Origin of the sequence: Nocardioides sp. NPDC057577 (genome assembly GCF_042801335.1) — a bacterium.
In the GTDB taxonomy this organism is placed as follows: Bacteria; Actinomycetota; Actinomycetes; order Propionibacteriales; family Nocardioidaceae; genus Nocardioides.
The window spans coordinates 1-13,134 of the sequence record NZ_JBHVGB010000172.1 but is presented as its reverse complement, the minus strand read 5'-3'; the positions used below and the strand labels follow the sequence as shown (position 1 = coordinate 13,134).

Here is a 13,134-nt window from a genome sequence, read left to right as displayed (position 1 = left end):
CGGCCGGACGCGGCGACCACCCCGCGTCCGGCATGGACCTCGACCCAGGCCGCGCGCGGGTCCAGGTCGTCCCGTGCGGCGACCAGGTGGTCCTCCCAGAGGGCGACGTGCTCCCGCTGTGCCCGGATCAGCTGGGTACGCAGCGGCTCGGGGAGCCCGGCGATCTCGGCCGTGCCGACCTGGGTGAGCAGGTGGTGGCGGAAGCTGTAGCCGACGTACGCCCGAGCCAGGGCCGCGACCGCGCCGGTCGCGTCACCAGGATCGCGCAGGGCCTCGCGGACCGACTGGTCGAGCATCGTCGCCGCCTGCAGGCACGCCGCCGCGAGGATGTCGACCTTGCTCGGGTAGTGCCGGTAGAGCGCCGACGGCGCCACCCCGACGACCTCGGCGATGTGCCCGAGGGTGACGTTCGCGAAACCGTCGCGCGCGAAGAGCGGGATCGCAGCGGCGAGGATCTCGGCGCTGCGGGTGCGGGAGGCGGGTGGTTCCTCGACCGGTTGCACCCGCGACGGGTCGGTCCGTGGGAGCGCCGCGAGGTCGGTGCCGATGACCCGGATGCCGACCTCGGTCAGCAGGTCGACCAGGCGGCGCCTGGCCATGGTGGCGTGATGGGTGGTGATCGAGCCGATCGCTCCCAGTGCCGCGACGGCCCGGAGGCGGTCGTCGGCGGACGGGTCCGGGGCGCCACCGGCCGCCGCCACGACCCGCCGGACGACCCGGTCGACCTTGACCCGGATCTCCTGGAGGTCCTCGGTGACCAGATAGCGCGACTCCCAGCGGTAGATGCCGCCATAGCTGCGGTGGTCGACGGTGAGCTCGGCGATCGTGCGCAGCACCCGCTCGAGATCCGCGTCGTCGGGAAGGTCGGACACCGCCCCGAGCAGGTGGTCGATGAGCAGGTTGGCGCAATCGCGGAACAGGTCGTACTTGCCGGGGAAGTGCCGGTAGAGGGCCGCCGCCGTGATCCCGACGTCAGCGGCGATCTGCTCCATCGACGCGGCGTGGTAGCCACGCTCGCTGAAGACCTTGCCCGCCGCCTCGACGATCAGCTGGCGCCGGTTGCGCGGTCGCGTGCTCACGCGCCGAGTCAACCATGCCGGAGTCGTACGCCGGTCAGCTGGTCGGGAGCGCGGTGCGGGTGAGCCTCTCGGAGACCTCCCAGAGCCTGGCCGCGTCCTCGGGGCCGGCCAGTGGCCGGTAGAGCGCCTGCTCGGCGGGCGCGCCACCGAGGTGCCCGGGCCCGCTGGGGCCGTACATCCGGCCACCGGTCGCCTCGGGCGAGGTCGCGGCCAGCAGCGCGGGAAGGGCGGCGGTCTCGGGGGTGCCCAGGAGGATCCCGCGGGCGGAGAGCCAGCGGATCATGCGTACGGAGAGGGTGTCGGTCGTACGTCCGATCTCGGGTCGTGCGGCCAGCAGGTTGGTCGGCGCGACGCCGGGGTGGGAGAGGTTGCTGGTGATTCCCCAGCCGGCGGCGCGGCTGCGCCGGTCCAGCTCCAACCCGAACAGACCGACGGCGATCTTGGACTGGCTGTAGGCCTTCATGGCGTCGTAGTCGTGCTCCCAGCTGGGGTCCTCCCAGTTCACGGTGCCGCGCCGCGCGGCCACGCTCACCTGGGACGTCACCCGGGCCCGCCCGGCTCGCAGCAGCGGCAGGATCCGGGCGACGAGCGCGAAGTGGCCGAGATGGTTGGTGCCGAGCTGGAGCTCGAACCCGTCGGCGGTCGTCTGCCGCTCCGGCGGCGTCATCACGCCGGCGTTGTTGATCATCACGTGGAACGGCTGGTCCTCGCCCAGCAGCGTCTCGGCGAGCGCCGCCACCGACGACAGCGAGGAGAGGTCGAGGTCGCGCAGCGAGATCTCGGCCTCCGGGACGTGCCCGCGGATCGTGGCCAGCGCCTTCTCGCCCTTGCTGGGGTTGCGTACGGGCAGCACCACCTCCGCCCCCGCAGCCGCCAGCCGCGTCGCCATCACCAGCCCCATCCCGTCGCTCGCCCCCGTCACCAGGGCTCGCTTGCCGGACAGGTCGGGGATCGTGATGTCGATGGGTCGACGTGGCATCGGTCTGCTCCTCGTTGGTGGATCCGGGGTCGGATCCATCCTCCGAGGGTGTCGAGGATCTATCCAGGGTCTCTCGATCCCAGCCTGGCCTCCACGTCGCCGAAGTAGCGGGAGAGGAAGAGCGCCATCAGTGCGCCGCCGGCGACCAGCGGGACCTTGGAGCCCTTCGTGCGGGAGCCGGCTGCGAGCAGCGCGCTGCCGGCGGCGAGGTTGACGGCTCCCCAGGCGACGTTCTCGGTGGGGGAGGAGGGGCCGACCCCGGGCGGGTTCGCGAACGGCGTCGGGAACCGCTGCCCGGTCACGCCCATGACCGTGTGCGGGATCGCGTTGACCAGCAGGGCCCCGGCCGCGAAGCGCGCCGCCGTTCGGACCGTGGAACGAATGAGTTGAGGCACGCCAGGTGAGGCTAGCGACTCGACACAAGATCCGGTGCGGAGTCGGCGTCGGCGGCAGGCCGCTGCGAGACGGGGACGCGGATGCCTCTTAGGATCACAGCATGGTCCCGCCTGAGTCGAAGAACGCGCCGAGCATGGCAGATGTCGCGGCCCGGGCAGGGGTCTCGCACCAGACCGTGTCTCGGGTGGTCAACGGCTCCGATGCCGTACGCGGCGAGACCCGCGACCGGGTGCTGGCCGCGATCGACGAGATGGGCTATCGACGCAACAAGTCGGCGCGGGCACTGGTGACGCGGCGCTCCGGACGCCTGGGTCTGCTCTACTCCCAGCCGCACCTCTACGGGCCGGGCACGCTGGCCGCCTCGGTGCACCAGGCCGGTCAGAAGGCCGGCTACGACGTCATCCTGAGCCCGGTGCCACACCTCGAGGCGACCTCGGCGGAGCGCGCGATCGAGGCGCTCCTCGACGACGCGGTCGAGGCCGTGCTCCTCGGCGTATCGCACCAGTCGTTCGAGGACCTGGTCGGCCAGCTCGCGTCCGTGGTCGAGGTCGTGATGATCCACAGCGACCCGCCGGAGGGGGTGCGCTCGGTGGGGATCGACCAGCACGCCGGGGCCGTGCTGGCCACGCAGTACCTGCTGGACCTCGGCCACCGCAACATCGCCCACGTCGCCGGTCCGGTCGGCTGGATCGACGCCCGGCAGCGCCGGGAGGGGTGGCTGGCCGCACTCCGGGAGGCCGGCGCGCGACCGGGGCCCGAGATCTTCGGTGACTGGTCGAGCAGGAGCGGTTACGAGGCCGGGGCCGTGATCGCCCGGGACGCCTCGGTCACCGCGGTCTTCGCCGCCAACGACTCGATGGCCCTCGGGGTGATCCGGGCGCTGCACGAGGCCGGCCGCCGGGTCCCCCAGGACGTGAGCGTCGTCGGCTTCGACGACGTCCCCGACGCCGCCTACCTCTGGCCGCCGCTGACCACCGTCCGACAGGACTTCGCCTCGCTCGGTGAGCTCGCGGTCGAGGTGGCCACGAAGGCCATCGCCGAGGGCACCGTCGAAACACCTGCGCTGCTCCAGCCGGAGCTGGTGGTCCGGGCCTCCGCTGACGCGAAGCCCAGCTAACAGCCGAGGCGTCACGTACGTCGGCCGAGGCGTCACGTGGGTCGGTTGAGACGTCGCCCGGGTTGGTCGAGAGGTCAGGTAGGTCGGCCGAGGCGTCAGGTAGGTCGGCCGAAACGTCACGTACGTCGGCCGAGGTGTCGCCTGGTCGGTCGAGGCGTCAGGTAGGTCGGCCGAGATGGCACCGCGGTGCCAACTCGTCCGACGGGGCTGACGTGTCGTCCGACGGGGCTGACGTGTCGTCCGATGGGGCTGACGTGTCGTCCGATGGGGCTGACGTGTCGTCCGATGGGGCTGACGTGTCGTCCGACGGGGCTGACGTGTCGTCCGACGGGGCTGACGTCTCGGCAGAGCTGTACAGGGAACACAGAGGTAACCCGCCCGTCATATGTTAGCGTTCACATCGCCTCGAACCCCACCCCGAGCCGTCGGGCAGAAACGGAGCCGTGATGACGCAGCGAACAGGCCGCCTGCCTGACCTCGGAGAGACCGCGCTCGGCATCGAGCTGGGCTCCACCACCATCAAGGCGTGCCTGATCGGGCCCGACCACGCGACCGTCGCCACCGGCTCCCATCTGTGGGAGAACGAGCTCGTCGACGGCCTGTGGACCTACTCGCTCGAGGCGGTCTGGGCAGGCGTACAGGCTGCCGTCGCCGCCCTCGGTGACGAGGTCGAGCGCCGCTACGGCCGTCGTCCGGACACCTTCGGGTCGATCGGGGTCTCGGCGATGATGCACGGCTACCTCGCCTTCGACGAGGCCGGTGAGCTGCTGGTGCCGTTCCGCACCTGGCGCAACACCAACACCGCCGTCGCAGCCGCCGAGCTGTCGGAGCTCTTCGGCACCAACATCCCGTTGCGCTGGTCGGTCGCCCATCTCTACCAGGCCATCCTCGACGACGAGCCCCACCTGCCGAAGATCGCCTCGCTGACCACGCTCGCGGGCTACGTCCACCGCGTGCTCACCGGACACCACGTGCTCGGTGTCGGCGACGCCTCCGGCGTCTTCCCCATCGACCCGGCCACCGGAACCTACGACCAGCGGATGCTCGAGCAGCTCGGTCATCTGGCCGCCGCCAAGCGCCCCGGTCTGCGGGTCGAGGGGCTGCTCCCGCAGGTCCTCCCGGCAGGCGCCGCCGCCGGCCGGCTCACCGAGGAGGGTGCCGCGCTGCTCGACCCGACAGGCACGCTCCACGCAGGCATCCTGCTGTGTCCGCCCGAGGGCGACGCCGGCACCGGGATGGTCGCCACCAACTCCGTGGCCAAGCGCACCGGGAACGTCAGCGCCGGCACCTCGATCTTCGCGATGGTCGTCCTCGAGGCCCCGCTGAGGACCGTCCACCACGCCATCGACATCGTCACCACCCCGGCCGGCGACCCGGTCGCGATGGTGCACTGCAACAACGGCGCCAGCGAGCTCGACGCCTGGGCCGGGGTCTTCGGCGAGTTCGCGGCCGCGCTCGGTCACCCCTGCGAGCCCGACGCCGTCTTCGGAGCCCTGCTCACCGCGGCCCTGAAGGGCTCGCCCGACGGCGGCGGGCTGTTGGCCTACAACTACCTGGCCGGCGAGCCCATCACCGGCCTCGACGAGGGCCGCCCGCTGTTCGTACGCACCCCCGGCAGCCGCCTCGACCTCGCCGGGTTCGCGCGCGCCCAGGTCTACGGCGTCTTCGGCACCCTCGCCCTCGGCATGCGCGTCCTCGCCGACCAGGGCGTCGAGATCGACGCGATGTTCGCCCACGGTGGCCTGTTCCGCACCGCGGGCGTCGCCCAGCGGCTGCTCGCCGCGGCCATCGGCGCCCCGGTCGCGGTCGGCCGCACCGCGGGCGAGGGCGGCGCCTGGGGGATCGCGGTCCTGGCTGCGTACGCCCGGGCGGCAGATGGCGAGGACGACCTCGGCCTGAGCGCCTACCTCGCCGAGCGCGTCTTCGGCGACATCGACCTCGAGGTCGTCGAGCCGGACGCCGCCGACCTGGTCGGCTTCAGGACCTACCTCGAGCGCTACGAGGCCGGCCTGGACATCGAGCGCGCCGCCGTGGCCGCGATCGCCCCCACCGCAGGAACCGCAGCAGAAGGAGACCAGTGATGACCGGCGTACCTGCCGCGCTTCGCACCGCCGTCGACGCCGCCAAGGAGCGCGTCGCCGCGCTGCACGCCGAGCTGCCCCGTTGGGAGCTGGTCGTGTGGACCGCTGGCAACGTCTCCGAGCGGGTGCCCAACCCGGACGGGGAGGACCTGCTGGTCATCAAGCCCTCCGGTGTCGCCTACGAGGACATCGCCGCCGAAGCGATGGTCGTGTGCGACCTGGCCGGCAACCTCGTCGAGGGTGAGCGGTCGCCGTCCTCGGACACGGCCGCCCATGCGTACGTCTATGCCAACATGCCCGAGGTCGGGGGAGTGGTCCACACCCACTCCACCTACGCCACCGCCTGGGCGGCGCGCGGGGAGGAGATCCCCTGCGTGCTGACGATGATGGCCGACGAGTTCGGCGGTCCGGTCCCGGTCGGACCGTTCGCGATCATCGGCGACGACTCGATCGGGCACGGCATCGTCGAGACGCTGCGCGAGTCGCGCAGCCCGGCGGTGCTGATGCGGAACCACGGCCCGTTCACCATCGGCAAGGACGGTCGCGCCGCGGTCAAGGCCGCGGTGATGTGCGAGGAGGTCGCCCGCACGGTGCACATCGCGCGCCAGCTCGGCCAGCCGCTCCCGATCGACCCTCATCACGTCGACGCGCTCTACGACCGCTACCAGAACGTCTACGGCCAGCACTGAGCTGCGCCGTCCTCGAACCACACCCAGCACTGGAAGGACCCCCACATGAGCAACCCCACAGCGCCGAAACCCTATGGCGACCGCGAGGTCTGGTTCTTCACCGGCAGCCAGGACCTTTACGGCGAGGAGACCCTTCGCCAGGTCGCCGAGCAGTCCCAGGAGGTCGCCCGTGCTCTGGACGCCTCCGGCGACGTACCGGCGAAGGTCGTGTGGAAGCCCGTCCTGAAGGACTCGGCGGCCATCCGCCGGGCGATGCTCGAGGCCAACTCCGATGACAACGTCCTCGGCGTGATCACCTGGATGCACACCTTCAGCCCGGCCAAGATGTGGATCGCCGGCTTGGACGCGCTGCAGAAGCCGCTCCTGCACCTGCACACCCAGGCCAACGTCGAGCTCCCCTGGTCGGAGATCGACATGGACTTCATGAACCTCAACCAGGCCGCGCACGGCGACCGGGAGTACGCCTACATCGCCACCCGCCTCGGCGTCGCCCGCACCACCGTCGTCGGGCACGTCTCCAACCCGGCGGTCACCCGCCGCGTCGGCACCTGGGTCCGCGGCGCCGCCGGCTGGGCCGCCACCCACGGGCTCAACCTGGTCCGTTTCGGCGACAACATGCGCAACGTCGCGGTCACCGAGGGCGACAAGACCGAGGCCGAGCTCCGCTTCGGTGTCTCGGTCAACACCTGGGGCGTCAACGACCTGGTGGCCGCCGTCGAGGCCGTGGACGAGGCCGCCGTGGACGTGCTCGTCGCCGAGTACGAGGACCTCTACGACGTCGTCCCCGAGCTCCGCCGTGGCGGCGAGCGTCACGACTCGCTGCGCTACGCCGCCCGCCAGGAGATCGCCATGGAGGCGTTCCTGGTGGAGCGGGACGCGAAGGCGTTCACCACCAACTTCGAGGACCTCGGTGGCCTGCGCCAGCTCCCCGGCATCGCCGTGCAGCGGCTGATGAGCAAGGGCTACGGCTTCGGTGCCGAGGGCGACTGGAAGACCGCGGTGCTGGTGCGGGCCGCGAAGGTGATGGGGGAGGGGCTCCCCGGTGGCGCCTCCCTGATGGAGGACTACACCTACGACCTCACCCCGGGCGCGGAGGTCATCCTCGGTGCCCACATGCTCGAGGTCTGCCCCTCGCTGACGACCTCCACCCCGCGCGTCGAGATCCACCCGCTCGGCATCGGCGACCGCGAGGACCCGGTCCGGATGGTCTTCGACGCCGATCCTGGCGAGGGTGCCGTGGTCGTCTCGCTGGCCGACATGCGCGACCGCTTCCGGCTGACCGCCAACGTGGTCGACGTCGTCCCCCCGACGCAGGCGCTGCCCAACCTGCCGGTCGCGCGCGCCGTCTGGGCCCCGCGCCCCGACTTCGCGACCTCGGCCGAGGCCTGGCTGACCGCCGGCGGCGCGCACCACACGGTGATGTCGACCGCCGCCGGGATCGAGGCCTTCGAGGTCTTCGCCAACATCGCTCGCACCGAGCTGCTGGTCATCGACGAGTCCACCACCCGTCGCGGCTTCGCCGACCAGGTGCGCTGGAACCAGGTGTTCTACCGGGTCGCTCAGGGGCTCTGACGCCACACGTCGAGGAGCTCGGCCTCGCGGGTCGGCGAGATGCCGGTGACGTACGCATCGGGGGTGGCCTCCAGCCAGGCGAGGGAGTCTCGGGCGGTCTCGGCGATCGGGCGCGTGGTGAGGCCGGCTGCCATCGCCGAGGTGGTGTCGTGGGCGAGCATCCCGTCGTACTCGGGGCGGGGGAGCCACAGCGGGATCGAGCCGGCGCCTGACCAGGGGTCGACGTCGTTGGCCTGGAGGAAGTCCTGAGGGAGCCAGCTCCAGGCCGGGGTGGTGCCGACGCCGCTCGCGGTCTCGGTCAGCAGGGTGCTGATCGGCATCGACGGACCGGTGGCGTCGAAGGTGCCATCCACCCGGTTGGTGGCGCAGCGGAGGATCCAGTCCGCCAGGTCGCGTACGTCGATGACCTGGGCGCTGTCGTCGGGCGAGCCGGGAGCGAGGATCTCGCCGCCGGCCTTCAGGCGCCGCGGCCAGTAGGAGAACCGGCCGCTGGGGTCCCCTGGGCCCACGATCAGGCCGGGGCGGACGACGGTGGCTGAGGCCGCACCCGCGCGGACGAGCTCCTCGCAGGCGACCTTCATCGAGCCGTACGCATCGGGGTCGTCACCCTCGACGTCGTCCGTCGCCGGAGCGAGGACAGGGAGTGAGTCCGGCGTGCCTCCGGGGGTGCCGTGGTCGGCGTACACGCTGATGGTCGAGACGAAGACCCAGTGGGCCTCGCTGAAGGCGGCGACGGCAGAGCGAACCCACGAGGGGATCCGGGCCACGTCGACGACCGCGTCGAACTTCGCAGCCGTCAGGGCGGAGGGAGGTGTCTCGGTGCGGTCCCACGGCACGAGCTCCGCGCCCTCCGGGACGGTCCCCGACCGGCCGCGCGCTGCGCAGACCACCTCGTGACCGCTACGTACTGCCGACTCCGCCACTGCGCGGGAGAGGAAGACTGTGCCGCCGAGCACCAGGATTCGCATGAGGACACGCAATCACCGCGAACGCCGCGCGGCAAGCGATTCTGCTTCAGGCAGAGCGCTGCTCTGACTCACAGCACCTTGCGAGGGTTCATCACCCCGTCGGGGTCGATCGCCCGCTTGACGGCACGCAGGAGGTCGACCTCGACACCCGTCTTGTACGCCGCCGCCGCATCCCGCTTGAGCGCGCCGATCCCGTGCTCGGCGGAGATGCTGCCGCCGAGCGCGGTGACGGCGTCGTAGACGATCCGGGTCAGGGTGGGAGCGTCCCGCTTCAGCGCCGCGTCGTCGCCGACCGGCGCGGAGATGTTGTAGTGCAGGTTGCCGTCCCCGATGTGTCCGTACGTCACCAGCCGCAGCCCCGGCAGCGCGGCGAGCAGCCCGGGGCCGACCTCGGCGACGAACCGGGACAGGGACGTGATCGGCAGGGTGACGTCGTGCTTGAGGGTGGCGCCCTCGCTCTTCTGCGCCTCCGATACGCCTTCGCGCAGCGCCCACAGCGACTCGCGCTGGGCCGGGCTGCCGGCGATCACGGCATCGAGGAGAAGGCCCTGCGAAGCGGCGGCCCCGAGGGCCGACTCGAGGCGCTCGTCCACGTCCGCGGAGGTGCCGGCGAGCTCGACGAGCCCGTACCACTCGTGCCGCTCCGCGAACGGGTCGCGCACGCCGGGCAGGTGGGCGAGGACCAGGTCGACGGCCTGGCGGCCGAGGAGCTCCCACGTGGTCAGCTGACCGCCACCGTGCTCGCGGAGCAGGGGAAGCAGCTCGGTCGCGGCCTCGACCGACTCGAGCGCGACGAAGGCGGTCGCCCGGCGCGGTGTCGCGGGCAGCAGCCGCAGCACGGCCGCGGTGACGACGCCGAGCGTGCCCTCGGAGCCGATGAAGAGCTGCTTGAGGTCGTAGCCGGTGTTGTCCTTGCGCAGCGGTCGCAGCCCGTCCCAGACGCGGCCGTCGGGGAGCACCACCTCGAGCCCGAGCACCAGCTCGCGCATCATCCCGTAGCGCAGCACCGCGGTGCCGCCGGCGTTGGTCGCGATCGTGCCGCCGATGGTGCACGAGCCCTCCGAGCCGAGCGAGAGCGGGAAGAGCCGCCCGGCGGCCGCGGCAGCCTCCTGCACGGTCGCCAAGGGCGTTCCGGCCTCGACGGCGAGCGTGTCGGCGACCGGGTCGACCTCCCGGACCCGCCGCATCCGGCCGAGCGAGAGCACGATCTGGTCGCTGCCGGAGTCGGGCACACCGCCGCCGACGAGGCCGGTGTTGCCGCCCTGCGGGACGACCCCGACGCCCGCCTCCGCGCACAGCCGGACCGCCGTCGCGACCTCGGCGGTCGAGGCCGGGCGCACGACCGCGAGGGCGCTGCCGGTGAAGCTGCCGGTCCAGTCGGTGACGTACGCCGCCATGTCGGCCGGATCGGTCAGCACTGCGCTCTCCCCGAGCGCGGCTCGCAGGTCGTGGACGAGGTCGGTCACGGTTCTCCTTGGGTCTGTGAGGGAGGCGGGCGCGGTCATGCCGACCGCAGGCGTACGTGCTCGGGGCCGATCGCGGCGATGTCGGGGGTGCCGAGCAGGCACATCGCCCGGCGCAGCTCCTCGACCAGCAGCGTCAAGGTGGCGTCGACCCCCTGCTGCCCGGCGACCATCAGGCCGTAGAGATAGGGGCGGCCGATCACCACGCCGCGTGCCCCGAGTCCGAGCGCGGCCGCGATGTCGCCGCCGGATCGGACGCCGGAGTCGACGTAGACCTCGGCCCGGTCGCCGACCGCGTCGACCACGGCCGGCAGCAGCTCCAGTGGAACCGGGGCGCGGTCGAGCTGACGGCCGCCGTGGTTGGACACCACCACGGCGTCGGCGCCGGCCTCGGCACAAGCGACCGCGTCGGCGACCGAGAGCACACCCTTGACCACCACCGGGCCGTCCCAGTGCTCCTTGAGCCAGCCGATGTCCGAGGGCCGGATCGCCTGCTCGCGCAGCTCGTTGGACATGCCCCACCGGCCGTAGTGCGACCCCTCGGGGAAGGTCGCGAACCGCAGCGGCTCGGTGGTCAGGATGTCGGCGACCCACCCGGGGTGGCGGGCCATGCCCGCGAACGTACGCAGGCTCAGCTGGGGCGGGATCGCGAACCCGTTGAGCTTGTCCTTGCGCTTCATCCCGGTCACGGTCGTGTCGATGGTCAGCATCAGTGCCTCATAGCCCTGCGAGGCCGCCTCGGCGATGTGGTCGAGCGTCACCGCGCGGTCCTTCATCAGATAGACCTGGAACCAGTTGCGTCCCTGCGGCGCCGCGTGGGCGACGTCGGTGATCGAGGTCGTCGCGTACGTCGAGAGCGTGTAGGGGAGACCCGCCGCGGCCGCCGCCGCGGCGACCGCTCGCTCGCCGGTGTGGTGGCTGAGCCGGGTGTAGCCGGTCGGCGCCAGCACGATGGGTGCCGCCGCGGGCCGACCCAGGATCGACGTACGCACCTCCGGCTCGCCCACCTGGCCGAAGGCCGTGGGCCGCAGCTCGACGCGGTCGAAGGCCGCTCGGTTCCGGTGCATCGCGTGCTCGCCGTCCGAGCCGCCGTAGACGTAGTCCCAGACCGCCGTCGGCACCCGTCGCCGGGCGGCCCGCTCGAGGTCGTCGACGCTGAGACAGCGGGCCAGCCGCCGGTCGGCCGCCCGCCAGCGGAACGGGCGCGGCCGCAGGAACGGCGCCAGATCGCGCCAGCGGGGGACTTGTCTGACGGTCGGGGAATACTGCACGCTCTGGACTCCTCACCACTCATCGGATAAGTTCTGAACTTGTCATACAACTTAGCCCATCGAGGAGCATCCCGCCATGGCCGCCGACCGCATCACGTCACTGACCCTCTCCCACGTCGTCCTCCCGCTCGAGAACCCGGTCAGTGATGCCAAGGTGCTCACCGGGCGGCAGAAGCCGCTCACCGAGACCGTGCTGCTCTTCGTCGAGGTGACCACCGAGCAGGGCTTCGAGGGCATGGGGTTCAGCTACTCCAAGCGCGCCGGTGGCCCGGCGCAGTACGCCCACCTCAAGGAGATCGCCCAGGTCGCCATCGGCCAGGACCCCTCCGACATCGCCAAGATCTACGAGTCGCTGATGTGGGCCGGCGCCTCCGTCGGCCGCAGCGGCGTGGCGACCCAGGCCGTGGCCGCTCTCGACGTGGCGCTCTACGACCTCAAGGCCCGCCGCGCCGGCCTGCCGCTGGCCAAGCTCCTCGGCGCCCACCGCGACTCCTGCCGCGTCTACAACACCTCCGGCGGCTTCCTCCAGGCGAGCGTCGAGGAGATCAAGGAGAAGGCGACCGCGTCGCTGGAGGCCGGGATCGGCGGCATCAAGATCAAGGTCGGCCAGCCCGACTGGGCCGAGGACCTGCGTCGCGTCGCCGCGATGCGTGAGCACCTCGGCGACACCCCGCTGATGGTCGACGCCAACCAGCAGTGGGACCGCGCCCGCGCCCGCCGGATGTGCCGCGAGCTCGAGCAGTTCGACCTGATCTGGATCGAGGAGCCGCTCGACGCCTGGGACGCCGTCGGCCACGCCGACCTGTCGCGTACGTTCGACACCCCGATTGCGACCGGCGAGATGCTGACCTCGGTGCCCGAGCACATGGCGCTGATCGACGCCGGCTACCGCGGCATCGTGCAGCCCGACGCGCCGCGCATCGGTGGGATCACCCCGTTCCTGAAGTTCGCCACCCTCGCCGCCCACGCCGGTCTGGCGCTCGCGCCGCACTACGCGATGGAGATCCACCTGCACCTCGCCGCGGCCTACCCGACCGAGCCGTGGGTGGAGCACTTCGAGTGGCTCAACCCGCTCTTCGAGGAGCGCATCGACATCCACGACGGCCAGATGTGGGTCCCGGACCGCCCGGGTCTCGGCTTCACGCTCAGCGACCAGATGCGCAAGCACACCGTGGAGACGGCTAAGTTCTCGGCATGACAGTTAGCGCCGGGCTCGCCGATCGCGTCGTCTCCGGGATCAAGGACCAGATCCTCGCCGGAGACCTCGCGCCGGGTGAGAAGCTGCCCTCGGAGTCCGACCTGGTCGGGACGTACGGGGTGTCGCGGACGGTGGCGCGCGAGGCGGTCACCCGGCTGCGCGCCGAGGGTCTGGTCGAGACCTTCCAGGGTCGCGGCTCGTTCGTCCTGGCGGTCCCGGCGCCGTCGCCGTTCGCGCTGGAGTCCTCCGCGATCCGTACGCAGCACGACGTGCTCGACATGGTCGACTTCCGGCTCGGCGTGGAGTGTGAGGCGGCGGCCC

At 71.8% G+C, this 13,134-nt stretch carries 12 protein-coding genes; 6 read left to right on the top strand and 6 right to left on the bottom strand.

The genetic code is table 11. The annotated features are described in order from the left end of the window. The 3 genes from ACFU7D_RS24535 to ACFU7D_RS24525 form a co-directional block, all read right to left on the bottom strand. A partial coding sequence (locus ACFU7D_RS24535) for a TetR/AcrR family transcriptional regulator (protein ID WP_378872252.1) occupies positions 1 to 1,079 on the bottom strand: 1,079 nt, incomplete at its 3' end. 34 nt (positions 1,080 to 1,113) lie between these two features. Then, a complete protein-coding gene (locus ACFU7D_RS24530; RefSeq protein WP_378872249.1) occupies positions 1,114 to 2,058 on the bottom strand; it encodes an SDR family oxidoreductase in 945 nt (314 codons plus the stop codon). A gap of 59 nt (positions 2,059 to 2,117) precedes the next feature. Next, entirely contained in the window at positions 2,118 to 2,453 is a 336-nt protein-coding gene (locus tag ACFU7D_RS24525; RefSeq protein WP_378872246.1) for a hypothetical protein, read from the bottom strand. 101 nt (positions 2,454 to 2,554) lie between these two features. Between ACFU7D_RS24525 and ACFU7D_RS24520 the strand changes: the two genes are divergently transcribed. The 4 genes from ACFU7D_RS24520 (at position 2,555) to araA (ending at position 7,913) form a co-directional block, all read left to right on the top strand. Then, the gene (locus ACFU7D_RS24520; RefSeq protein ID WP_378872243.1) at positions 2,555 to 3,571 is read left to right on the top strand and encodes a LacI family DNA-binding transcriptional regulator; all 1,017 of its coding nucleotides are present in this window, start codon (positions 2,555 to 2,557) and stop codon (positions 3,569 to 3,571) included. A 446-nt stretch (positions 3,572 to 4,017) separates the two neighbouring features. After that, a complete protein-coding gene (locus tag ACFU7D_RS24515) occupies positions 4,018 to 5,652 on the top strand; it encodes a xylulokinase (protein ID WP_378872240.1) in 1,635 nt (544 codons plus the stop codon). After that, positions 5,652 to 6,341, top strand: a complete 690-nt coding sequence (locus ACFU7D_RS24510; protein WP_378872237.1) for an L-ribulose-5-phosphate 4-epimerase — start codon at positions 5,652 to 5,654, stop codon at positions 6,339 to 6,341. The genes ACFU7D_RS24515 and ACFU7D_RS24510 overlap by 1 nt, the downstream gene beginning before the upstream one ends. Before the next feature lie 45 nt (positions 6,342 to 6,386). After that, complete coding sequence (gene araA / locus ACFU7D_RS24505) at positions 6,387 to 7,913, top strand: L-arabinose isomerase (RefSeq protein ID WP_378872234.1); 1,527 nt, start codon at positions 6,387 to 6,389, stop codon at positions 7,911 to 7,913. On the opposite strand, the gene ACFU7D_RS24500 is transcribed toward araA, so the two are convergent. From ACFU7D_RS24500 to ACFU7D_RS24490, 3 genes are all read right to left on the bottom strand, one after another. Beyond that, entirely contained in the window at positions 7,901 to 8,881 is a 981-nt protein-coding gene (locus tag ACFU7D_RS24500) for an NAD-dependent epimerase/dehydratase family protein (RefSeq protein ID WP_378872232.1), read from the bottom strand. The two genes, araA and ACFU7D_RS24500, sit on opposite strands and share 13 nt — an antisense overlap. A 68-nt stretch (positions 8,882 to 8,949) precedes the next feature. Continuing rightward, complete coding sequence (locus tag ACFU7D_RS24495; protein WP_378872230.1) at positions 8,950 to 10,347, bottom strand: FAD-binding oxidoreductase; 1,398 nt, start codon at positions 10,345 to 10,347, stop codon at positions 8,950 to 8,952. Between the two features lie 35 nt (positions 10,348 to 10,382). Beyond that, entirely contained in the window at positions 10,383 to 11,615 is a 1,233-nt protein-coding gene (locus ACFU7D_RS24490; protein WP_378872228.1) for an alpha-hydroxy acid oxidase, read from the bottom strand. A gap of 76 nt (positions 11,616 to 11,691) precedes the next feature. Here ACFU7D_RS24490 and ACFU7D_RS24485 point away from each other — a divergent pair, with 76 nt between their 5' ends. Both ACFU7D_RS24485 and ACFU7D_RS24480 read left to right on the top strand, forming a co-directional pair. Continuing rightward, positions 11,692 to 12,813, top strand: a complete 1,122-nt coding sequence (locus ACFU7D_RS24485; protein WP_378872226.1) for a mandelate racemase/muconate lactonizing enzyme family protein — start codon at positions 11,692 to 11,694, stop codon at positions 12,811 to 12,813. Beyond that, the coding region (locus ACFU7D_RS24480) for a FadR/GntR family transcriptional regulator (RefSeq protein ID WP_378872224.1) at positions 12,810 to 13,134 on the top strand (325 nt) is incomplete at its 3' end. The genes ACFU7D_RS24485 and ACFU7D_RS24480, both read left to right, overlap by 4 nt.